Here is a 20698-nt window from a genome sequence, read left to right as displayed (position 1 = left end):
TCGGCACCCGGCGGCCCGGGGACCGGGGGCCGGGGTCCACCGGGCTTGCGGTGTCCGGGGCGCGGCGCGGCGGCCGTCCGGGCCGTCGCGCGGGTCGGCCGGGACGGCCCCGCCGCAGGCGATGGCACGGGCCGACGTCCGGCATGCCGGGCGGCGACAGGACCAGGTCCCTCGCGCAGCCCTGTGGCCGGTCTCAGGCGGCGACGCCGTGCAGGAGGTTGTCGACCAACTGGGTCGCGAAGTCCTCGGTGAGGGGCTGGTTGGGGAGCAGCAGTCGGTGGTAGCAGGCGCCCCAGAGCTGGTCGACCAGCACCTCGGGGTCGACACCGGGGCGCAGCTGGCCGCGTTCCTGGGCGCGGCGCATGGCGTCCACGGCGAGGCCGCGCCGGGGGCCGGAGTAGCGCTCCAGGAGGGCGGCCGACAGGTCGGGGTCGGTCTGCGCCTGGCCGACGAGTTCGGCGATGACCCGCCCGGCCGGTGTCCCGGTGAGCAGCCGGACGAACGCGCGCACCTGGGCGGTCAGGTCGGCGCCGATGTCGCCGGTGTCGGGAAAGGCGAGGGTGGACTCCACGGCGTGGAAGTAGCCGTCGAGCGCGAGCGTGCCGCGGGAGGGCCACCACTTGTAGAGGGTCGTCTTGCTCACCCCGGCCTCCTGGGCGACCCCTTCGAAGGTGAAGCCCGCCATGCCGTCCCGGAGCAGCAGGGCCCCCGCGGCGGCGAGTGCCTCGGCGCGCACCTCGTCCGCGGGCCGCCGCCCCCGACCGCGCCGCGCCGGCGTCCCCGGCGCCCGTCCCGCCCGCTCTCCCACCGAGGTGCCTCCTGCCGTCGTCGTGGAACACCCACTGTGACATATGGACACCGCGTACACAATCTGATTATGTGAACGGGTCGTTCATAACCCACTCCTTGTGAGGTGAGATCCCGATGTCCCAGGTCACACGTGTCGCACTGGTCACCGGAGCGTCCGGTGGCATCGGCCGCGCCGTCTCCGAACGGCTGGCCGCCGCCGGCATGGCGGTCGGCGTCCACTACGCCGGCAACGCGACCGCCGCGCAGGAGGTCGTCGACGCGATCGAGCGCGCGGGCGGGCACGCCGTCGCGGTGCGCGGCGATGTCGCCGACGCCACCGCCATGAGCGAGGCGTTCGACACCGTCGAGAAGACGTTCGGCGGGCTCGACGTGGTCGTCCACACCGCCGGGGTGATGACCCTCGGACCGGTCGCCGAGTTCGACCTCGACGCCCTCGACCGCATGCACCGCACCAACATCCGCGGCACCTTCGTCGTCGCCCAGCAGGCCGCGCGCCGGGTCCGGGCCGGCGGGGCCGTCGTCACCTTCTCGACCTCGATCACCCGACTCGCCGCCCCCGGTTACGCCGCCTACGCCGCGAGCAAGGGGGCGGTCGAGGCGATGACGCTCGTCCTGGCCCGTGAACTGCGTGGACGCGACATCACGGTCAACGCCGTCGCGCCCGGCCCCACGGCCACCCCGCTCTTCCTCGACGGCAAGGACGAGACGACGGTGGAACGGCTCGCGGCCCAGGCTCCCTTGGAACGCCTGGGCACGCCCGCCGACATCGCCGAGACCGTCGCCTTCCTGGCCGGACCGGGCCGCTGGGTCAACGGCCAGGTGCTCTTCGCCAACGGCGGTATCGCCTGACGGCCCCGCACGCCGTCCGATCCGTGACCTCCGGCGCCGCTGCCCGCCCGGCGCACGCGTTCGGGGGGCATGACCCGGACACGCCAGAAACCCGCCATGAGATGATCTTGAACGGCTGACGGGATCTGCGGCAGGCGTCGGCCGTGAGGGTGTTGACGCGGTTCTCGTACTCGCGGCGAGCCTTGCGCTGTGCCGGGATCGCCGCTGTGCCGTCGAGGGGCTGGCAGCGGGCGAGGAGTTGGCGGTGGACCGCGGGCTCGGCGCTGACGCGCAGGGTGTAGCCCTGGCCGCGCCGTACGGTGATGCCCTGGTCGAGCGCGGCGCGCTCGGCGGGGTCCAGCTCGGCGGCGCGGAGGAAGTCGGCGACCTTGCCCGGCATGTCGAGGGTGACCGGCAGCTCCGGGGCCGGGATGTCGCCGTGGTCGGCGGTGGTGTGCTCGGGCATGAGGTCGGCGACGGCCGTGCGGACGGCGCCGCGGCTGACGTCGTGCTCGCGGGCCAGGGCGGCGATGGACCGGCCGTCCAGGTACGCGGTGCGGACGGCGGCAGTCTTGTCGGCCTTGATGGCTGGGCGTCGGCCGCCCTTGTTGCCCTTGGCTTCGGCGGCTCGCAGTCCGTCGTAGGTCAGCTCGCGCTGAAGTTCCCCGGCGGCCGCGAGGGTCTGCACCATGAACTTCACCGTGGACAGCAGTTCCCCGGTGCGCGGGTGGCGGGCAGTGAGGTCCATCGCGGAGAACGCGCCGTCGTGGATGCGCAGGGCGAGACGGTCATGGTGGAGGACGTCGAGCACGTCGAGGATGTGGCCGGTACCGCGGACGAGGCGGAACATCTCGGAGATGTGCACGGTGTCGCCCGGCCGCGCGTAGTCCAGCAGCTCGCGGAACTTCGGCCGCTGGAGCGGGTGGAGGCGGCTGGAGGTTCCCGGGTCCTCCTCGAAGACGACGGGGTTCTCGATCCCGGCCTCGTCGAGGACGAGGTTCTGCCGGGCGGTGGACTGCTGATCGGTCGAGACGCGCTTGTAGACCAGGTTCGCCACCAAGGGCCCCTTCCGCGCGGAGGATCGGACCCTGTCTGTCGTCAAACCCTGTCAGCAATCACCATCGGATCTGATTGGATTCGCGCCGCCTCGAACCCCTGGATTGCACGGGTTCATGGGACGCGTCGGCCGCCTGTCGTCAAACGATCGTTTGCGAACACCATTCAACCGGGCGAGGAGGCCGGAGACCGGCGGAACACGGTGGGGGCGCGAAAGTTCGGGGCGCCGGTCAAGTCCCCAGTGCGGCAGACCCGACGGGCGGCACGCTGGTGGACAAGGCGACACCGGCCGACGGCCTGGCGACGCTGGGGGACCTGATCGGCAGTCAGCGTCGAAGGCCGATCACCCCACCGTGCTGACCGCCAGCGACCGGCCGGGGCGAGTTCTGCTATCCGTCTCTGCCGTATCTCGGCTGCCCCTCTACGTACATGCCCGGCCGAGCCGCCCCGGGCCGCGGGACGGCTGAGTCCCCTCCGCTCAGCCGACGTCGAACGCCTCGGCGACGGTCAGCGTGTCCTCGTACAGGTGCATGCGAACGATCCGGTTGTTCTCGACCGCCAGGTGCATGGCCGCCGGTGTGGTGAACTCCTTGCCGCTGGCCGCGACGGTGTGCGTGAAGACCGCCAGCAGCACCACGTCACCACCGTCGACGATGAAGCGCTCCAGTACGACCTTGCTCCTGCCGTGCGCGAAGTGCGGCCACATCGTGGTGAAGTACGGCGCGACCTCCTCCCGGCGGGTACGGCGCCCGGTCCAGGGCAGCGCGTCACTGCCGGGGACGTGCCAGTCGATCTCCTCGGCGAACAGTTCCTGGATGCCGTCGGAGTCCTGCCTGCCGAGGCGCTCCACGAACTTCTCGGCCACGGTCCGCGAGGTCTGAGCGTCTGTTGCCATCGTTCTCGTCCTTTGTCTCTTCGTCTGCTTGAGGTGTCGGTCGGGCCTCGGCCCTGGAACAGGAAGTGCTTATTACGCGGCTCAGACGCCCCGGAGCGTCGAATGCGTCCCGCGTCGCCGATTCGCCGCCTAGAGCTGTGTGGCGCCGCCGTCGACGAACAGTTCCGCGCCGGTGGTGAAACTGCTTTGATCGCCGGCCAGGTAGAGGGCGGCGGCGGCGACCTCGTCGGGACGGCCGACGCGGCCGAGCGGGGTCGGTGGGGCGAGCTCGGCCGCGGTGGGCCGATCGCCGTGCGGGAAAGCGGCGAGGAGCTCGTCCAGGCCAGAGGTCTCGACAGGGCCGGGGGTCAGGGCGTTGACGCGGATTCCCCGGCCGGCCAGCTCGGCGGCCCAGGTGCGGGCGAGGCTGCGGATCGCGGCCTTGGTGGCGGCGTAGACGCCCAGGCCCGGGGTGGCCCGTAGGGCCGAGCTGGAGGAGAGCAGCACCACCGAGGCGCCGGCCGTCAGCAGCGGCAGCGCCTTCTGGACAGTGAAGACCGTGCCCTTGAAATTGATCGAGGCAGTGCGGTCGTACTCCACCTCGGTGATCGCACCGAGCGGGCCGTAGTCCCCGACCCCGGCGTTGGCCACCACAATGTCCAGGCGGCCGCTGCGGTTCGCGATCTCGGCGAAGAGCCGGTCGAGGTCACCGAGGTCCGAGACATCGCCCTGGGCGGCGATGCCTCGGGCGCCGACCTGCGCTACGGCGGCGTCCAGCTCGGCCTTGCGGCGCCCGGTCAGGTAGACGGTCGCACCCTCGGCGGCGAAACGGCGGGCGATCGCCAGGCCGATGCCGCTGGAGGCCCCGGTGACGAGGGCGGTCTTGTCGTCCAGCTGCCCCATGAGATTCTCCATTCCTCGATGTAATCATTGTTGTTACATTTATGGGCGTAGAAGGCAACCTCCCCCGGTCGGGGGAAGTTGACGACCCGGGCTCAGGCGGCTTGCAAGACGTCCCGCAGCACGTCCTCCAGCGTGGTCTTGGCCAGCTCTCCGCGCAGGGCGACCTCCACCCCGTCGTACACGGCGGCCATCGCCGGCCCGATGCCGTGGCCCACGACGCACTCAGGGTTCGGTGTCGCGCGGTGCAGGGCGAAGACCGGTCCCGGTTCGATCGCCTGGTAGACGTCGAGCAGGGTGATCGCCGCCAGGTCCCGCGCGAGTATCCAGCCCGCCCCCACCCCCCGCCGTGAATCGACCAGGCCGGCCTTGCGCAGCTCGCCCAGCAGACGGCGGATCACCACCGGGTTGGTGTTGACGCTCGTCGCGATCTGCTCGGAGGTGGCGACCTCGTGGCCGCGCCGCTGATACAGCCCGATCCATGTCAGGGCGTGCGCCGCAATGGTCAGTCTGCTGTTCGCGCTCACGTCGGACTCCACCTCCCTCGTTCCTCCGGTCCAGTCGTAACAGTAGTTGTTGCAATGGCGTGCGGCAAGTTCTACGGTGCTGGCCGGACCGGCCTCGTCAAGGAGCACGCCGCCCGCGAGCACACCATCGCCGAACTCTTCTCCGGCAGCCGGGTCACCGTCTATCGAGTCCTACGACGCACCCAGGGCCAGCACCCAAGCAGAAGCCGAACGGCGATAGGGCCCCGCCAACCTACCGGCGGGTCAGGTGTCCCCTGGCGTCTGAGCCAGCAGGACTCCAGGGCCGACTTCTCCTGATCATGCCGCCTGGCCGTAGCCGTCCGGGGCGGGCGGGTCGTTGCCTCGGAGCGGGCTGAAGTCGACGTCCAGGTGCGAGTCGTACGCCTCGGGCTGCATGCCGAGTTCGTGGGTGGACCCCTTCGGCGGTCGGCGCGGGGCCGTACCGGGCATCGGCCCGGTCGTCCCGTACCGCTCCGGTGCGGCGCCCGGCCGAGCACCGGACCAGACGCAGCCCGTGTCACACGCGCGTGGGGCCGACCCGCTCACCGGCACGGGCAGACCGAGCCGTCTCCCACCGAAAGAAGAAACAAGCCGTCGCGCGACACGGCGGCAGCCCCGTGGGCACCGTCGACTGCCGCCTTGCCGTGGCCGGCGAGTCGCCCGGCACCCGCCCTCCTCGTGGCCCTCAAGGACATGGACAGGCCCCAGCCCGTGGCGGCGGCCGTCTTCTCCCCCGGACCGACCCGACGACTCCCGGTGCTGATCGTCGGCGCCCGGACGACGCCCGGCTTCTCCCCGAAGAGGAGCCGAGGCCGCCGCACCGCCACCGTCACCCCGCCCCCTCCACCCCGTCGGCCGCGACAAGCCAGGCCCGGCACAACCACCAGGCGTTCAGGGCCCCGAACGTGTCGTAGGGATCGATCCCCGTGACCTCCGCGAACCGCTGCACCCGGTTCCGCACCGTGTTCGGATGGACGAACAACCGCTCCGCCGCCGCTGCCACCTCCCGCCCGGCCTCCAGCCACGCGCGAACGGCCAGCGCGACCGGCTCGGCGTGGGAGCCGAGAGCGGCCCACGCGGGGCGGTGGCGTTCCGTCAGCACGGCGGACAAGTCGGCCCGGTCGGCCACCGCGGCGAGCACCGCGACGTCCGCGACGTGCACCACCCCCGTCCGCCCCGCCGACTCCGCGGCCGTCAGGGCGGAGAGGGCCAGCCGTCGCGCGGTGCCGAGTTCCTCCGGTTCGGCCGGCCCGGCGAGCCCCGCAGCGACACCGGTCCGCGTGCCCGGTGCCTGGGGGAGCACACCGACCAGCAGTCCGTCGAGGTGCCCGGTGAGCGCCTGCGCGCGATCGCGCAGGGCCTGCTCCAGAGCCGCGTCGCCCGGCCGGGCGACCAGCACCCACAGGCCCCCGGTCACGGGCAGCCCCGCCTCGGCCGCGGCCAGCGCGGCCGCCGAGCCGCCTTCGAGCAGCCGGCGCAGGATCGTCAGATTCCGGTCGTCCGCTTCGCGCCGGCCGGTGTCGGCGGCGCGGTGGGCCCTGATCAGCCGGGTGCGCACCGCCTCGGCCCAGTCGTCGTAGAGCTCGCGCACGTCCAGCAGCAGACGGGCCTCGATCCCCGCCTCGGCGGCCACTTCCCGGGCTCGTGACCAGATGGCGCGTTCGGAGACGTGGATGGCGCCGAGCACCGCCTCGATGGGTACGCCCTGCCGGGCGCGGGTGTCACCGAGCTGCGCCACGAAGGACAGCTCGGCCTCCGTGGGGCCCCGCCCGGCGGCCAGCGCACGGGTGGCCGCGGCCAGCAGTGCCCGGGTGTGCCCGGCGATGTCGGCGGGCGCGAGCCCCGCGACCTCGCGCACCGTCGTGCGGACGCCGGTGACCACGGACGGCAGGAGGTCGTCCTCGCCGACCACCCGCTCGATCAGGTCGACCACGCTGTCCCAGCCCTCCTGTCGCATGCGCGGCATGCTCGCACCGGTTGTGGCGCGGCACAAGGGAGGGGCCGAATCACGTGGTGCGGGACATGTTCGGCTGCGGTGATCGGACCTACGGTTGGCCGCAGTCACAACACGGCAGCCGTACGGTCGTACACGACCCGGCCGTCCCCCCACCCCCGCCCCGAGGAGATCCGCCATGCCCCCTTCCCGCCGGGTCGCCGTGGTCGGCGCCGGTGCGGCCGGCCTCGCCGCCACCAAGGCCCTGCTCGACGCGGGGGTCGGGGTCGTCACCTACGAGCAGGGCGACCGGCCCGGCGGGCTGTGGGCGCGCGGCAACGCGAGCGGACTGTCCCCGGCGTACCCCTCGCTGCACCTCAACACCAGTAAGGGCCGTACCGAGTTCGCCGACTTCCCGATGCCACGGCAGTGGCCGGACTACCCGTCGGCCGACCTCGTGGCCGGCTACCTCGCCGACTACAGCGCGGAGTTCGGCCTCACTCGGCACATCCGCTTCGGTACCGGCGTCGCGTCCGTCGAGCGCGCCGAGGACGGCTGGGCGGTCACGACCGGATCCGGGGAGAAGAGCCGGTACGACGCGGTCGTCGTCGCCAACGGCCACAACTGGCAGCCCCGTTGGCCCGAACCGGCGTACCCGGGAAGCTTCGACGGCAGTCAGACGCACGCCCACGACTACCGCGGCCCCGAGGTCTTCCGGGACCGGCGGGTGCTCGTCGTCGGCATGGGCAACTCCGCGATGGACATCGCCGTCGACGCCTCCCACGTCGCCCGCGGACCCGTCCTGCTGTCGGCCCGCCGCGGTGTCCACATCGTCCCCAAGTACCTCTTCGGGCGGCCCTCCGACGCGACCGCCGGCGCCCTCGCGGCGCTGCCGTGGCGAGTGCGCCAGCGCGTCGCCGAGACCATGCTGCGGCTGGCCGTCGGGACCCCGCAGCGCTACGGCCTGCCCGCGCCCGAGGGCGGCCTGTTCCAGAACCACCCCACGATCAGCGACACCATCCTGCACCGCCTCACCCATGGCGAGGTCGTCGCCCGGCCCGGGATCGAGCGACTGGCCGGGAACACGGTCGTCTTCACCGACGGCCGCTCGGAACCGGTCGACGTGATCGTGTGGGCCACCGGCTACCGCGTCCACATCCCCTTCCTGTCCGCCCGCTGGGTGGGTGACGATCCGGAGCGACTCCCGCTGTACCAACGGGTGTTCCACCTTCAGGACCCGAGCCTCGCCTTCGTCGGGCTGATGCAGTCCACGGGTGCCGCGCTCCCCGTGGTGGAGGCCCAGGCCAAGCTGGCCGCCGCCTGGTTCTCCGGCGGCTACGCGCTGCCCGCGCCGCAGGAGCAGCGGCGTGCCGTCGATCGCGCACTGCGCGCCGCGGCCGCCCGCTGGGGCGACCGGCGCCCGCAGATGCGCATCGACTTCGACCGGTATCTCGCCGACGTCTCCCGCGAGCTCGCGGCCGGACGCGCCCGACTGCGGCGCGGCGCCCGCCCGTTCACCGCACCGGCCCGTGAAGGGAGCCACGTATGAAGGCCGCATCCGTGACGCGAAGGGGCCTGCGCGACGCCCGCGGCCTGCGCGTCCTCGTCACCGGCGCCTCCGGTACCTTCGGCCGGGCCATCTGCGCCCGTCTCGCCGAACTCGGCGCCCACGTCGTCGGGCTGGACCGCGCGCCCCGCCCGGACGACCCGGTCGAGGTGCTCGCCTGCGACATCACCGACGACGCGGGCACGGCGACCGCCGTGGCCGCCGCGATCGACCGGCTCGGCGGCCTCGACCTGCTCGTCAACAACGCCGGCGTCGGCGGACCCGCCCCGGCCGAACTCCCGCCCGGAGCCGAGGTGCGGCGCCAGCTCGACATCAATCTGCTCGGGGCCTGGCGGGTGACCGCCGCGAGCGTGGCCGCCCTGGTGGCCTCCCGCGGCCGGATCGTCATGGTCTCCTCGCGCATGGCCGCCCTGCAACTGCCCCTGGCCGCCGCCTACGGCGCCTCCAAGCGGGCACTGGTCGCCTACGCCGACGCGCTGCGCCTCGAACTCGGCACGCACGTGGGCGTGACCTGCGTGTACCCGTCGGCGGTGCGCAGCCCCATCCACGACTCGACCGCCGAAGCCGGACTCTCGCTGGAAGGCATGAGCAGCTACGAGCCGCTGGAGGGCGTGGTCGACACGGTGCTCCGCGCCGCCCTGGGCCGCCGGGTGCGCCGCGACCTGTCCACCACCCGCCGCGGGGCCTTCGAGTTCTTCCTGGCCCGCCATCTGCCGTCCCTCACCGACCGGATCGTCGCCCGCACCCTCGCCGGCCGGGCCCGCTCCGGCGCCTTCGGGGGGGCCGAACTGGCCGCCGGCGTCGTCAGACGCCACACGGAGACACCGTGACCGCGGTGACCCGTACGACGGGGGAGTGCGCCACCTCGACCCGACCCCGGGCCGTCGACCTCACCCTCTACGCGACCGGCTCCATCGGCATGGGCGTGTGGGTCACCGTCCCCGGCCTGCTGCTCCTCTACTTCCTCACCCGGACCCTCGGGGTCCCCGCGTTCCTCGCCGGTGCGACCCTGCTGCTGCCGAAGATTGTCGACGTCGTCGTCCACCCCCTCCTCGGCTCCCTGACGGACCGCCAGGCGCGGCGTGGCGGGCACCGGCGCGGCCTGCTCCGCGTGGGGCTGTGGCTGACGGCGGCCTGGATCGCCCTGTTCTCCGTCCCCGGGGGCCTGTCCGGAACACCGGCCGCGCTGTGGGTCGGTTGCTGCTGCGTCGCCGGGAACCTGCTGTTCGCCTGCTTCCAGGTGCCGTATCTGACGACGCCGTCCGACCTGAGCATCGGCTACCACGAACGCACCCGCGTCTTCATGTTCCGGATGGTCTTCCTCACCCTGGGACTGCTCGTCGCGGGCGTCGCGGCACCGGCTCTGGTCGGCTCGGGAGGCCACCGCGCCTATGCCCGCATGGCCGTGCTGCTGGCCGGGCTCCTGGTGGGCTCGCAGCTGGTCGCCCTCGCGGGCGTGCGCAGGCTGACCGACCGCTGCGGATTCCGGCCCCCGGACGAGCGCGCCCACTCCGTCCGCGACGACATCAGGACCGCCTGGCGCGACCGGGACTTCCGGGCGCTTGCGCTGTCGTACCTGTGCACCGGGACCACCACGCACCTCTTCCTGGCCGCCGTGCCCTTCTACACCGAGTACGTCCTGCGCGACCGCGGCCTGACCGCCGTACTGATGGGCGCCTTCCTGATCCCCGCGACCGTCGCCGGACCCGGCTGGCTGCGCGCGTCGAGGCGCATCGGCAAGCAGAACGGACTCCTGCTCTCCCAGGCCGTCTTCGTCGCCGGCTCCCTCGCGCTGGCGGCCGGCGGACGGCTCGGCACGGCCGGGGCCGCCGTCCTGGTGGCGGCCATGGGCACCGCCTTCGCCGGGCTCCAGCTGTTCGCCTTCTCGCTGGTGCCGGACGCGGTGGCCGCGGCCGGGACACGCGGCTCCGCCCGCGCGGGCGCCTACACCGGGGTGTGGACCGCCACCGAGGCGACCGGGACCGCGCTCGGCCCCTACGTCTACTCCATGGTGCTGGCCCTCGGCGGCTTCGTGTCCACCACCGAGGGCCGCGCCGTGCAGCAGTCCCACGCCGCGCACGTCGGACTGCTGCTGGGCATCACGGTCGTCCCGGCCGCGTTCATGGCGGTGGCGATGGCGTTCCAGCGCCGGTGCGGACTCGATCGCCGCTGACCGGGCCCCGGCGGGGAGCCGAGGCCGGAATCCGCTCCAGCACCCCGCCCGCGAACACGTCGTACAGCGGCAGCGTCTCCAGATGGACGTAGCCGATGTGGCAGTCGCAGACCGCGAGCGGACAGGCCCGGGGCCGCAGGGCCCGCCGGTACGAGCCGTCGTAGAGGTTGCCCAGCTCCGCGCGGACGAAGTGGCAGCGGCGCACCGTGCCCTCGCCGTCCACCGATATGACCGACTCGCCCGTACGGCAGGGCAGGCCCGCGCTGCGGTGCGGGTGACGGCTGTACGGGAAGAGCGGGTCCAGCGCGGTCCACCGGTCGGCCTCCGCGTCGGTGTAGGTGTGCCCCTCGGCGGCGTTGACCCACAGATAGACCTGCTCGGGCAGGTCGGCGCGCAGCCGGCGGGCGTGCTCCAGGTGCTCGGGCAGGCCGACCACTCCGACGCTGTGCCGGACCCCGCGGGCGGCCAGGTCGTGGCACTTGGCGAGGAAGCGGTCGTACGGCGTCTGCCCCGGATGGTAGGTGCACCAGAGCGCGAGGGTGTCCCGGTCGGCCGCCTCCAGCCAGTCGGTGCGGCAGCTGAGGTTGGTCTGGATCGCCACCCGCCGGATGTGCGGCAACCGGCTCAGCTCCACGAGCGCACGCCGGTACCAGGAACGCACCAGACCCTCGCCCCACGGGGTGAACAGCAGCGACAGCCGATCGCCCTCCTGCGCCGCCGCCCAGTCGGCGAAGCGCCGCAACGCGGCTCGGTCGGCGGCCAGTTGGTCACGGCTGTCGCGCCGCTTGCCGAAGGGGCAGTACGGACAGTCGTAGTCGCACGACGCCAGCGGGCCCCGGTAGAGAATCGTCAGGTCCATGCGCGCCTCGTCACTTCGGCTCGTACGCGGCCATCCGCGCGCGCACGGCGCCGGAGAACAACTCGGGGCCCACCGCGTCCGAGTGCGCCAGCCCCTCGGGGCTCAGCCGCAGCAGGCCCGGACCCGCGGAGTCGTCCAGCCAGCCCCGGTCGCCGAACCGCGCCAGCTCGGCGGCGAAGTCGTCGCCCGGCAAGCTGCCGAACCGGGCCCGGTAGCCGGCCACCGGCATGCCCTCGGCCTGGAGCAGCGACTGCAACAGATGGCGGCGCCGCGCCTCGTCCCCGGTCATCTCCCAGCCGAAGTCCGCGTGCCGGAAGCCGTCGGCGGAACGGGAGGCGTACGCGTCGATGATCCCGCGTATGCGGTGCATGTCCACGGCGTAGTCGAACGAGTAGTGCAACCGGGAGGTGTACGACCGCGCGCCGCAGCCGAGACCGACCATGCCGTCGGTCTGGCACGCGTAGTCGCCCGCGCCGGTGTCCGGGGCGTCCGCGCGGCGGAACATCCGCATCGAGACCTGCTGGTAGCCGTGCGCGAGCAGATGGTCCCGGCCGTGGCGGTAGAGCCGCAGCCGCTGCTCGTCCCACTCGGCCTCGCCGGACACCACGCCCTCGCGCTGCCGGCCGAGACCCGTGAGCGGGCGCACATAGAGGGGATAGAGGTACAGCTCCTCCGGCCGCCACGCGAGGGCCGCGTCCAGGGAACGGGTGAAGGACTCCTCGGTCTGGCCGTCGATGCCGTAGATCAGATCGATGTTCAGGACGGGGATACCCGCGTCGCGGACCCGGGCGAGGGCCGCCTCCACGTCCGTTCGACGCTGCGGTCGAACGGCGGTACGCGCCTCGGCGTCGACGAAGCTCTGCACGCCCAGGCTCAGCCGGGTGGTGCCCCGGTCGGCCAGCACCGCCAGCCGGTCGGCGGTCGCCGTGGCGGGCGAGGCCTCCACCGACAGCGGGATCGCGGCGAGATCGGCGCCCAGGCCCCGCTCGGCCAGATCGCACAGCCGCTCCAGCTCCGCCGCCTCCAGGAACGTCGGAGTGCCGCCGCCGAAGGCCGCGTTGGCGAACCGCGCCCCCTCGCCCAACGCCTCGCGCACCGCCGACGCCTGCCGTTCCAGCGCGTCCAGATAGGCGCCGGTCAGGCCGCCCGGTGCGCCGATCCGCGTGAAGAGGTTGCAGAAGCCGCAGCGCACCTCGCAGAACGGGATGTGGAAGTAGAGCGAGAGGGCGCCCTTCGGCTCGTCCGCCCACAGGGCGCGCAGCGACGCCTGCTCACGGGGCAGCGGGCGGTAGGCCGTCTTGTGCGGATAGGCGTAGACGTACTGCTGGTACGGGCGGACGGCGGTGGCCGTCGCGGGGGTGCCGGTCATCGTGCCTCGTCGACGAAGAAGTGGGCGTAGGGGACGGTCCAGACGACGTCGTGGCCGATGCGGTGGCCCGTGTAACCGTCCTCGCCGTACGCGGTGCCGTGGTCGGAACAGACGATCGCGAGGCACGGGCGGCGGCTGCCGGCCGCGGCCAGGAGCCGGCCCATGTGCCGGTCCACGTACTCCAGGGCCGCCGCGTGCGAGTCCCGGGTGTCGCCCGTCTCGCGGGTGGCCCCGGGCAGATGGAACCAGTTGGGCTGGTGCAGCGCCGCCACGTTCACGAAGAGGAACAGCCGCTGCTCCTCGGGGAGACCGGCGACGACCTTCTCGGCGCACGCCACCTGGGCCTCGAACGAGGTGGGGGAGGCCACCCCGAACTCCGGCTCCCAGTGACTCTCCTGGAACATCCCCGGCAGCACCGAGCCCAGCGGCCCCTGCTTGTTGAAGAAGCCCACACCGCCGATGCACACGGTGCGGTAGCCCACGGCGGCCAGACCCGAGACCAGGTCGGGGGTGTCGTAGACGAACGTGCCCGTCGCCGTGCTCTCACTGCCCGCGAACCGGGCGGCGAACAGCCGCGGATGCGGGCCCGGCGCGGCCGGCGTCGGCAGGAACCCCGCGAACATCGCCTGGTGGGAGGCGTAGGTGAAGCTCCCGGGCGCGTGTCTGCGCTCCCATGCGCCGCCCGGCAGATACCGGGTCAGGTTCGGGAGGCGCCCGGCCTCGGCCAACTCCTGCGCCACGTCGTAGCGCAGGGTGTCGAGCGTGACCATCAGCAGATCGTGGCTACCCACGATCTCGGTCATGTCAAGCGGGGATGTCATGGTGGTGCTCCTCGTGTTCCGGCCGCCGTTCGCCACGCCCTGTCGGCCGTACGACGGCGGGGGCCGCGGCGACCTGCGCGGCATAGGTGTCCAGGTGCTCGGCGCCGCTGCCGGGCAGGCCGGTCAGGCGCGGGAGCAGGTCCCCGAAGGCGTTCACCTCGCCGACGGCGAAGCGGCGCCAGCCGGTGGCCGGCAGGATGTCCACGCCGACACACAGCGTGCCCGGGAAGCACGCGGCCGCCCGCTCGGCCACCTTGAGGACCTCGGCGAAGTCGCCGCCCGCGGCCCGGATCGCCTCGCGGGCCGCGTCCAGATCGCCCCGGGCGCCGCCGAGATGCAGGTTGGTCATGGGGTGCCGACTGGTCCGTACGACGGCGTGCGTGGCGCGTCCCGCGACCACGACGACCCGCAGATCGGCCGCCCGGCCGCCCTGCATGGCCTTCGGCAGCCACCGCTCCACGTGGACCCCGTCCGGGACCAGGGCGTCGACCAGGGCCGCGACCTCACGCTCCGAGGTGTAGTCGCGCACCCGCAGCGAGTTGTACAGCCGGCCGTCGTCGCCCCGCTCCACGGAGGTCGTCGCCTTGATCCGGCCGGGACCCGCCACCGACAGCGCCACGACACCGGAGGCCGACGAGCCGTGGGCGGGCTTCACGAACGCCCGCTGGAAACGGGCCTCCCTGAGCTGTCGTCGAACCCCGTCCCAGCCGTCGAACGGACCGGTCAGGGCCGGTGGGACCGGGACACCCGCGGCGGCGAGCCGGGCATGGCAGCGCCGCTTGTCGAACATCACCGCGATCTCCTCCGGGTCCGCGCTCGTCACCGCGCCCGCACGATGCGCCGCTCGCCCCAGTTCCCGGACCAGCGAGGTGAAGCGGCGGTACCACAGCGCCGTGCCCTCGACCCGGGTCGGATCGTCGACGCCCCGCAGCAGCCGGTCGACCTCGGCGTCCTCACCGGGGGAGTCGATCCGTACCCACTCGCCCCGCGCGAAGGCGTACCGGCCGCGCAGTACGTCCCGCCACGCGAGCACGCGCGGTGCCGGGTGCCCCGCGGCGCGCACGGCGTCGGCGAACATGGTCGTCCGCCGGTTCTCCGGGTTGCCGACGACGGCGAACCGGAGACCCGCACCGGACGCCGGGCTACTCGGAGACGGCGACATAACGCCACTCCTCGTCCCGCCATCGATGTGGAGCAAGGCGGTCCGACAGGTCCACCTCGGTCCCGGCGGAGCCGATGGCCGCCTCGACCCGCTCGGTCATGGACTCGCCGAGGAAGTGGTGGTGCAGGTCGAGCCGCTTGAGATGGGTCAGCGGCTGACCGCGCAGCAACGCCTCGGCACCGGCGTCGGTGAGGGTGCCCATGGACAGGCTCAGGGACTCCAGCTGGGCCACGACGGGCGCGGAGGCGACGGCCGCCGCGATCTCGTCCTGCAACTCGCTGTCCTGGACACCGAGATGGCGCAATGCCGGGAAACGGCCCCCGGACAGGATCGGCGCCAGGTCGGCCACCGTGGCATCACCGCCGTACGTCTGCACGCCGAGCCATAGCTCCAGCCGCTCCAGGGCGGGCAGATCACAGGCACCGACCGCCCGCACCACCTGCCCCGGCAGGCCACCCGACTCGAACCGGAGCACACGCAGCGCGTCGTGCCGCACGGGGCGCAGCGAGAGGGTTTCCTCGCCGAGCCCCTGCGAGTCGCCGCCGCGCACGCCCAGCTCCTCCAGCAGGGGGAAGGCTTCCAGGACCCGGGTGACGTCCGTGAGTTGGAGCCAGGAGATCTCGCACTCCTCGCTGGTGACGTCGGCGAGGAACAGGGCGCGCAGCGCGGGGAACCGCGCGGCGTCGGCCAGGATCAGCTCCAGCACCGGACGCAGCTCGCTGTACTCGTCCTCCCACCAGGGCCCGATGACGAGGGCCCGTACGCCCGCGCTCTTCACCCGTTCCGTGAAGCTCTGCCACAGTTCGGGGAACGGGATGTCCCCGGCCTCGAAGCAGTCCAGCCGCCAGGCCACGTCGCCCGCGGCCGGAAGCGCCTCCTCGCCCCGCTCGGGCAGGGTGAGGACGGGCAGTCCGTGAAAAGTGTCGAAGTGATCGGCGAAGGTCATGGCAGCCTCACTCCGCGACCGCGGTGTAGCGGTGCACGACGCCGTCGTGCTCCCAGGTGTCACCGGGTTCGGACAGGTCGACCTCGACACCGGACGGCTCCAGCGCCGCCCTGACCCGCTCGGCCACCGACTCGGTGACGTAGTTGTGGCGCAGGTCGAGCCGGGTCAGATGAGTGAGCGGCTGCCCGTCGAGCAGTGCGATCACACCCTCGTCGGTGAGCACCCCCATGGACAGGTCGAGCGAGGCCAGCTGGGCGACGACCGGGGCGCCCGCGACGGCGGCGGCGATCTCGTCCTGGATCTCGCTGTTGCGCAGGCCCAGACGGCGCAGCGCCGGGAAGCCGCCCCCGGCCAGGAGCGGGGCGAGATCGGCCACCGTCGCGTCGCCGCCGTACTCGGACACGCCGAGCCATATGTCGAGGAGCTCCAGCGCGGGCAGTTCGCTCGCGGCGACACCCCGCACGACCTCGCCGGGCAGGCCGCCGGCCTCGAAACGGAGTGTGCGTAGCCGCTGGTGGCGGACGGCCGGGAAGCGCAGTCCGGTGCCGCCGCGGATCCCGAACTCCTCCAGCAGCGGATAGGCGTCGAGGACCGGGGTGACGTCGGACTGCTCGATCCAGGAGATCTCTTCCTCCTCCTGCTCCAGATCCCCGATGAACACGGCCCGCAGGCCGGTCAGCCGCTCCCGGGCCGCCACGAGGCGGCGCACGATGAACTCGGAGTCGTTGTCGTACGCCTCGCCCCACCGGCCGATGACGAGGGCGCGCACACCGGCGGGGTCCACGGTCTCCAGAAAGCGGTCCCACAGCTCCTCGAACTCCTCCTCGGAGTCGTCGTCGTAGGGATCGATGCTCAGGCGCCACGCCACCGCATCCGCCTCCGGCAGCTCCCGAGCCGCCTCGGCGGCGGGGAAGTCGAAGGCCGGAAGGCCGTGCAGTTCCTTCAGATGCTCGACGTACGACATGACGCGCTGGCCTCCTGGGACCGTGATCGTGCGGTGGTCGGCAAAGTTCTACCAACCCGCACTGACAACGCGGGTGACGGGCTGTGGGAAGCCGCTCGCGAGGCCGTTGTCAGACCCCCGGCGTAGCGTCCTGGACATCGGTCGGCGAGGCGCCGACCGGGAAGGGAGACACGTATGTACCGGCAAGGGGACGTCCTGATCGTGCCCGTGGCGGAGGAGGCCGTGCCGCCGGGCACCGACCGGCTGCCGCGCCGGCCGCGGGACGCCCGGGGCAGGCTGGTGCTGGCCCTCGGCGAGGTCACGGGCCACGCGCATGCCGTGGTCGGGCCGGGCACGCTGGTCCGCGAGAGCGGTCCGTTCGGCACCGCGTACCTCCATCTCCCGGACGGCGGACGGGTGGTGCACGAGGAGCACGCGGCGATACCGCTGCCCAAGGGCTGGTACCGCGTGGTGCGTCAGCGCGAGTACGTGCCCGGCGCGGTCCGCGTCGTGGCGGACTGAGGCGGCGGGCACGACAGTGGCAGCGATCAGTGGGGAAGCGGGGGGAACGGTGACGGTGGTCGACGGAGGAGTCGGGGGAACGGTGACGGCGGCTGTCGGGGGAGCGGTGACGGCGGGAGTCGGGGGAACGGTGACGGTAGGCGGCGGAACAGTGACGACGGAGACGATCCGCACGTGGCGGGAGGTTGCCTCGGCGACCGGTCCCGCGGACCGTGCGGCGGCCGAGGAGGGCGTGCGCCTGGCCTACCGGCTGGCGGACCTGCCCGAGCCCGAGACCATCGTCTGGGCGGACTCGCCCCGCGAGGGCGCGGCCCTGGCCGCGCGGCTCACGGCGGAGGGCACGGCCGGCCGCGGCGTCCGCGACGCGGTACGCACGCGCCCGTGGGCGACCGCCCGCAGGCGCCTCCTCGACCGGCTCGGCCCGGCCGGCTGGGCCGAGCGCTGGGCCCTGACCGGCGCTCAGCTGTGGGACGGCATGGTCATGCTGACCGAGCGGATACGGACCGGTGTGACGGAGGACCGGGCTGGTTCGGCGGACGGACTGTCCGGCGCCCCGGAGACCTCGGCCGGCGCTCCGGACGCCTCGGCCGACGCGGTGGCCGCCGAACAGGCGGCCCGCCTGGTACTCCTCGACGCGGTCCTCGGCCAGCACGACGCCGCCTGGCTCGCGGCGTTCGACGGCCAGGAGGGTGGGGAGGCGCTCGCCGGGGTCGCCGCGGTGGCCCGCGCCGCGGGCTGGTGGTGGCCGTACGAGAAGGCGGCGGTCGTCTGCGAGCGCCCCGTTGAACTCCACCTGGACGAGGCGGGCCGGCTCGACCGGGGCGACGGCCCCGCGCTCGCCTTCCCCGACGACTTCGCCCTGTACGCCTGGCGCGGCATGCCGGTCCCGGCCGAGTTCCTCGACGAGCTCACCGAGCTGACGCCCCAGAGGATCCGCGAGGAGGAGAACGCCGAGCTGCGCCGAGTGATGCTGGAGCACTACGGCTACGACCGCTACCTGAAGGAGTCCGGCGCCGAACCGATGCAGCGGGACGAGACGGGCGTGCTCTGGCGCCTCGAACTGGAGGGCGACGAGCCGCAGGTCATGGTCGAGGTCGTCAACTCCACCCCGGAACCCGACGGCACCCACCGCACCTACTGGCTCCGTGTCCCTCCCCGCACCCGCACCGCACGCGAGGGCGTCGCCTGGACCTTCGGCCTGGAGGAGGCGGAGTACGCACCGATGCGACAGACGTGAGCCGACGGAGCCGCCGCGCTCCAACGCCCGGAGCGACCCAGGGAGCCTGATCGGAGGATGCCCGCTCAGGCCGGGGCTGGGGTCGGCGCGGGCTTCGGAGAGGACGTACGTTCGTGCGGTGTCGGGGGCTACCTCGCCGCCTGGGTGTCCGGTGCCGGTGCTCGGCCGAGCCTGCGGTCGAGGACGGTCAGCAGGAGGTAGAGCACGCCGGCGCCGAGCATGACCCAGGCGAGCTGGTGCATGCCGCCGGTGTCGGCGCGCTGCCCGAAGGACGCGGCGGTCGCGGAGGAGGCGACCATCGAGCCGATGTAGGCGAAGGTGCGCAGCAGCCCGGCCGAGGACGCGATCCGCTCGGGATCGGCCTGGAAGTACACGGAGTTCTGCAGGGCCAGGTTGTTGAGCCCCTGGGGGATGCCGAAGACGAGGGTGACGAGGAACAGCATCCACAGCGCGCTGCCCGTGCCGAGGGTCAGCATCACCAGGCAGGCGACGATCTGCCCGGCCGCGCCGAGCAGCAGCTTCCCGCGCACGCCCGGCCGTCGCCCGGAGACGATCGCGACACCGATCGCCACCAGGAACGTCGGGATCTGCACCAACCCCGCGTGGAAGGGGGTCAGCCCGTAGCCCTCTTCGGTCCACTGGCTGAAGCCGTAGAGGAAGGCGTAGGCGACGACGTACGCGACGAGCGCACGGCCGTAGGTGGTCATGAGCGGCGTGTTGCCGCCGAACACCCGCAGGTCGATGAAGGGGGTGGCGGTCCGCAGTTCCCGCACCGCGAACCCGGCCCCCAGAGCGGCGGCGACCACCAGCAGGTACCCGTCGCGCAGGTGTGGGTTCATCAGGAACAACAGCAGCGAGCTGAGCATCGCGGCGAACAGCACCATGCCCGGCAGATCGAGTTGCGCGATCAGCCGACCACGCCGCCCCGGGGACTCCTCCGCGCCGGCGGCGACGGGCTTGGGCAGCCACAGCAGGCCCAGCACCACGGACGCCACGGACAGCGGCACGTTCAACGCGAAGGTGGCGCGCCAGCCGCCCACCGCGATCAGCAGACCGCCGAGCAGCGGGCCGATGACCGCGATGGTCTGGTTGGCTACCGCCAGGGCGGTCAGCACTCCGCCGGGGCTGTCCCGCCCGGTGCGCTTGGCCTCGCTGCGCAGCAGGGCCATCGCGGCGGGATAGCCGGAACAGGTGCCGAATCCGAGCAGGACACGGGAGACGATCAGCACCGCCATGTTCGGGGCCAGGGTGCCGACGACGCCGGCGACCCCGACAAGGCTGGTGCTGAACAGGAAGAGTCTGCGCGGCCCGAAGAGGTCGATGAGCCGGCCGACGACCGGCTGTCCGAGCGAGGTGGCCAGGTAGAGGGCGGAGACCAGCCAGGCGGTCTGCGAGGCCGGCGCGCCCAGGGCCCTGCCGATGGGGACGAGCGCGACGGAGATGATGGTCGAGTTGATCGGGTTCAGGACCGAGCCCAGCATCATCGGCGGCAGGAGCCGCCGATCGAAACCGGGCTTGTCCGTCTCCCGTATCGCCCCCGGCTCCGTTTCAGTCATGGGTCAGCCGTTCCAGTACGGCCATGGCGGCGATCACGTTCCGGCGTTCCTCTTCCGTGCAGCGCTCCTGCAACCGGCCGGCGAGCCACTCCGTCCGGGCCTGCCGCCCCTTCTCCACCCGGCGCCGGCCCTCTGCGGTCAGCTCGATCAGCAGGCGCCGCCCGTCGTCCGGGTCGGGCGCACGCTCCACCAGGCCCAGCGCGGCCAGCGCGGCGACCGTCGCCGTCATCGACTGGTGTCGCACCCCTTCGGACGTGGCCAGCTCACTCGCCGTGACCCGGCCCTTGTCGGCCAGCCGGGCCAGCACGGATGCCTGCCCCAAGGTCATGTCCTCGGCCTCGGAGGCCTTCAGGATGCGCCGCCGCAGCCGACTGATCACCGCGCGAACCTCGCGCGACGCCTCGACCGCCGACGGCGACAGGCTCGGATTCTCCCTCATGACCAGCAGCTTAATCTGTACAGCCTTACCTGTACAGTTTCGCCTGCGTGAATGAACGGGCGAGGGATCGGGCACCGGCCGCCTGCCCGGATGTGTGGGAGGGCGGTCGGTCCGCCTCCTTCACCGCACTTGAACCGGCCAAGCCGGGCACGTCCGGTCAGTCGCCCCGGGCGTCC

General features: G+C 72.9%; 21 protein-coding genes. 6 read left to right on the top strand and 15 right to left on the bottom strand.

What is annotated here, in order from left to right; genetic code table 11:
• Positions 1–193: 193 nt before the first annotated feature.
• A complete protein-coding gene (locus tag ACWDD7_RS27900) occupies positions 194–808 on the bottom strand; it encodes a TetR-like C-terminal domain-containing protein (RefSeq protein ID WP_351874756.1) in 615 nt (204 codons plus the stop codon).
• Positions 809–924: 116 nt separating this feature from the next.
• Here ACWDD7_RS27900 and ACWDD7_RS27895 point away from each other — a divergent pair, with 116 nt between their 5' ends.
• Entirely contained in the window at positions 925–1659 is a 735-nt protein-coding gene (locus tag ACWDD7_RS27895) for an SDR family oxidoreductase (RefSeq protein ID WP_450459446.1), read from the top strand.
• Here ACWDD7_RS27895 and ACWDD7_RS27890 read toward each other — a convergent pair.
• The 6 genes from ACWDD7_RS27890 to ACWDD7_RS27865 all read right to left on the bottom strand — a co-directional run bounded on the left by ACWDD7_RS27890 (position 1619) and on the right by ACWDD7_RS27865 (position 6952).
• A complete protein-coding gene (locus ACWDD7_RS27890) occupies positions 1619–2695 on the bottom strand; it encodes a recombinase family protein (protein ID WP_450459445.1) in 1077 nt (358 codons plus the stop codon). The two genes, ACWDD7_RS27895 and ACWDD7_RS27890, sit on opposite strands and share 41 nt — an antisense overlap.
• A 477-nt stretch (positions 2696–3172) precedes the next feature.
• Positions 3173–3589, bottom strand: a complete 417-nt coding sequence (locus ACWDD7_RS27885; protein WP_351874765.1) for a nuclear transport factor 2 family protein — start codon at positions 3587–3589, stop codon at positions 3173–3175.
• Positions 3590–3718: 129 nt separating this feature from the next.
• Positions 3719–4471: an SDR family NAD(P)-dependent oxidoreductase gene (locus tag ACWDD7_RS27880; RefSeq protein WP_450459444.1), complete on the bottom strand. Its 753-nt coding sequence runs from the start codon at positions 4469–4471 to the stop codon at positions 3719–3721.
• Positions 4472–4563: 92 nt separating this feature from the next.
• Positions 4564–4995, bottom strand: a complete 432-nt coding sequence (locus ACWDD7_RS27875) for an Rrf2 family transcriptional regulator (RefSeq protein WP_412828217.1) — start codon at positions 4993–4995, stop codon at positions 4564–4566.
• Positions 4996–5292: 297 nt separating this feature from the next.
• A complete protein-coding gene (locus ACWDD7_RS27870) occupies positions 5293–5445 on the bottom strand; it encodes a hypothetical protein (RefSeq protein WP_450459443.1) in 153 nt (50 codons plus the stop codon).
• A gap of 379 nt (positions 5446–5824) precedes the next feature.
• Positions 5825–6952: a helix-turn-helix domain-containing protein gene (locus tag ACWDD7_RS27865; RefSeq protein WP_450459442.1), complete on the bottom strand. Its 1128-nt coding sequence runs from the start codon at positions 6950–6952 to the stop codon at positions 5825–5827.
• A 175-nt stretch (positions 6953–7127) separates the two neighbouring features.
• On the opposite strand from ACWDD7_RS27865, the gene ACWDD7_RS27860 reads away from it, so the two are divergent.
• From ACWDD7_RS27860 to ACWDD7_RS27850, 3 genes are read left to right on the top strand one after another with little or no spacing between them, the layout of a single operon-like run.
• Positions 7128–8477: a flavin-containing monooxygenase gene (locus ACWDD7_RS27860; RefSeq protein ID WP_450459441.1), complete on the top strand. Its 1350-nt coding sequence runs from the start codon at positions 7128–7130 to the stop codon at positions 8475–8477.
• On the top strand, positions 8474–9325 hold the full coding sequence (locus ACWDD7_RS27855) for an SDR family NAD(P)-dependent oxidoreductase (protein WP_351874781.1): 852 nt from the start codon (positions 8474–8476) through the stop codon (positions 9323–9325). Before ACWDD7_RS27860 ends, ACWDD7_RS27855 begins: the two co-directional genes overlap by 4 nt.
• Complete coding sequence (locus ACWDD7_RS27850) at positions 9322–10668, top strand: MFS transporter (protein ID WP_450459440.1); 1347 nt, start codon at positions 9322–9324, stop codon at positions 10666–10668. The genes ACWDD7_RS27855 and ACWDD7_RS27850 overlap by 4 nt, the downstream gene beginning before the upstream one ends.
• Here the strand turns inward: ACWDD7_RS27850 and ACWDD7_RS27845 are convergent.
• From ACWDD7_RS27845 to ACWDD7_RS27820, 6 genes are read right to left on the bottom strand one after another with little or no spacing between them, the layout of a single operon-like run.
• Positions 10616–11527: an STM4011 family radical SAM protein gene (locus ACWDD7_RS27845; protein ID WP_450459439.1), complete on the bottom strand. Its 912-nt coding sequence runs from the start codon at positions 11525–11527 to the stop codon at positions 10616–10618. The two genes, ACWDD7_RS27850 and ACWDD7_RS27845, sit on opposite strands and share 53 nt — an antisense overlap.
• Before the next feature lie 10 nt (positions 11528–11537).
• A complete protein-coding gene (locus tag ACWDD7_RS27840) occupies positions 11538–12896 on the bottom strand; it encodes an STM4012 family radical SAM protein (protein ID WP_450459438.1) in 1359 nt (452 codons plus the stop codon).
• Complete coding sequence (locus tag ACWDD7_RS27835) at positions 12893–13699, bottom strand: STM4013/SEN3800 family hydrolase (RefSeq protein WP_450459454.1); 807 nt, start codon at positions 13697–13699, stop codon at positions 12893–12895. Before ACWDD7_RS27835 ends, ACWDD7_RS27840 begins: the two co-directional genes overlap by 4 nt.
• Position 13700: 1 nt before the next feature.
• Positions 13701–14879, bottom strand: a complete 1179-nt coding sequence (locus ACWDD7_RS27830; protein ID WP_450459437.1) for an STM4014 family protein — start codon at positions 14877–14879, stop codon at positions 13701–13703.
• Positions 14860–15825, bottom strand: coding sequence for an STM4015 family protein (locus ACWDD7_RS27825; RefSeq protein WP_450459436.1), 966 nt, complete (start codon positions 15823–15825; stop codon positions 14860–14862). Before ACWDD7_RS27825 ends, ACWDD7_RS27830 begins: the two co-directional genes overlap by 20 nt.
• Before the next feature lie 7 nt (positions 15826–15832).
• Positions 15833–16789: an STM4015 family protein gene (locus tag ACWDD7_RS27820; protein WP_450459435.1), complete on the bottom strand. Its 957-nt coding sequence runs from the start codon at positions 16787–16789 to the stop codon at positions 15833–15835.
• Positions 16790–16963: 174 nt separating this feature from the next.
• Here ACWDD7_RS27820 and ACWDD7_RS27815 point away from each other — a divergent pair, with 174 nt between their 5' ends.
• Positions 16964–17290 (top strand): hypothetical protein, encoded by a 327-nt coding sequence (locus ACWDD7_RS27815; RefSeq protein WP_351874801.1) that lies wholly within the window; start codon positions 16964–16966, stop codon positions 17288–17290.
• 151 nt (positions 17291–17441) lie between these two features.
• Positions 17442–18527 carry a DUF6745 domain-containing protein gene (locus ACWDD7_RS27810; RefSeq protein ID WP_450459434.1) on the top strand — a complete coding sequence of 362 codons (1086 nt, stop codon included), beginning with the start codon at positions 17442–17444 and terminating at the stop codon, positions 18525–18527.
• A 128-nt stretch (positions 18528–18655) separates the two neighbouring features.
• On the opposite strand, the gene ACWDD7_RS27805 is transcribed toward ACWDD7_RS27810, so the two are convergent.
• Together ACWDD7_RS27805 and ACWDD7_RS27800 are read right to left on the bottom strand one after the other, a co-directional pair.
• Entirely contained in the window at positions 18656–20083 is a 1428-nt protein-coding gene (locus tag ACWDD7_RS27805) for an MFS transporter (RefSeq protein ID WP_450459433.1), read from the bottom strand.
• Complete coding sequence (locus ACWDD7_RS27800; protein WP_450459432.1) at positions 20076–20522, bottom strand: MarR family winged helix-turn-helix transcriptional regulator; 447 nt, start codon at positions 20520–20522, stop codon at positions 20076–20078. The genes ACWDD7_RS27805 and ACWDD7_RS27800 overlap by 8 nt, the downstream gene beginning before the upstream one ends.
• Positions 20523–20698 lie beyond the last annotated feature (176 nt).

The organism is Streptomyces sp. NPDC001056, from assembly GCF_053598955.1.
Note: the sequence above shows the minus strand (reverse complement) of the source record. Positions and strands in the feature narration are given on the sequence as shown.

What these genes read in the sequence shown, in the direction of transcription:
- ACWDD7_RS27895 (WP_450459446.1), top strand. Translation starts at nt 925, where the DNA reads ATGTCCCAGGTCACACGTGTCGCACTGGTCACCGGAGCGTCCGGTGGC.
- ACWDD7_RS27885 (WP_351874765.1), bottom strand. Translation starts at nt 3,589, where the DNA reads ATGGCAACAGACGCTCAGACCTCGCGGACCGTGGCCGAGAAGTTCGTG.
- ACWDD7_RS27880 (WP_450459444.1), bottom strand. Translation starts at nt 4,471, where the DNA reads ATGGGGCAGCTGGACGACAAGACCGCCCTCGTCACCGGGGCCTCCAGC.
- ACWDD7_RS27870 (WP_450459443.1), bottom strand. Translation starts at nt 5,445, where the DNA reads ATGCCCGGTACGGCCCCGCGCCGACCGCCGAAGGGGTCCACCCACGAA.
- ACWDD7_RS27865 (WP_450459442.1), bottom strand. Translation starts at nt 6,952, where the DNA reads ATGCGACAGGAGGGCTGGGACAGCGTGGTCGACCTGATCGAGCGGGTG.
- ACWDD7_RS27860 (WP_450459441.1), top strand. Translation starts at nt 7,128, where the DNA reads ATGCCCCCTTCCCGCCGGGTCGCCGTGGTCGGCGCCGGTGCGGCCGGC.
- ACWDD7_RS27855 (WP_351874781.1), top strand. Translation starts at nt 8,474, where the DNA reads ATGAAGGCCGCATCCGTGACGCGAAGGGGCCTGCGCGACGCCCGCGGC.
- ACWDD7_RS27845 (WP_450459439.1), bottom strand. Translation starts at nt 11,527, where the DNA reads ATGGACCTGACGATTCTCTACCGGGGCCCGCTGGCGTCGTGCGACTAC.
- ACWDD7_RS27840 (WP_450459438.1), bottom strand. Translation starts at nt 12,896, where the DNA reads ATGACCGGCACCCCCGCGACGGCCACCGCCGTCCGCCCGTACCAGCAG.
- ACWDD7_RS27835 (WP_450459454.1), bottom strand. Translation starts at nt 13,699, where the DNA reads ATGACCGAGATCGTGGGTAGCCACGATCTGCTGATGGTCACGCTCGAC.
- ACWDD7_RS27830 (WP_450459437.1), bottom strand. Translation starts at nt 14,879, where the DNA reads ATGTCGCCGTCTCCGAGTAGCCCGGCGTCCGGTGCGGGTCTCCGGTTC.
- ACWDD7_RS27825 (WP_450459436.1), bottom strand. Translation starts at nt 15,825, where the DNA reads ATGACCTTCGCCGATCACTTCGACACTTTTCACGGACTGCCCGTCCTC.
- ACWDD7_RS27820 (WP_450459435.1), bottom strand. Translation starts at nt 16,789, where the DNA reads ATGTCGTACGTCGAGCATCTGAAGGAACTGCACGGCCTTCCGGCCTTC.
- ACWDD7_RS27815 (WP_351874801.1), top strand. Translation starts at nt 16,964, where the DNA reads ATGTACCGGCAAGGGGACGTCCTGATCGTGCCCGTGGCGGAGGAGGCC.
- ACWDD7_RS27805 (WP_450459433.1), bottom strand. Translation starts at nt 20,083, where the DNA reads ATGACTGAAACGGAGCCGGGGGCGATACGGGAGACGGACAAGCCCGGT.
- ACWDD7_RS27800 (WP_450459432.1), bottom strand. Translation starts at nt 20,522, where the DNA reads ATGAGGGAGAATCCGAGCCTGTCGCCGTCGGCGGTCGAGGCGTCGCGC.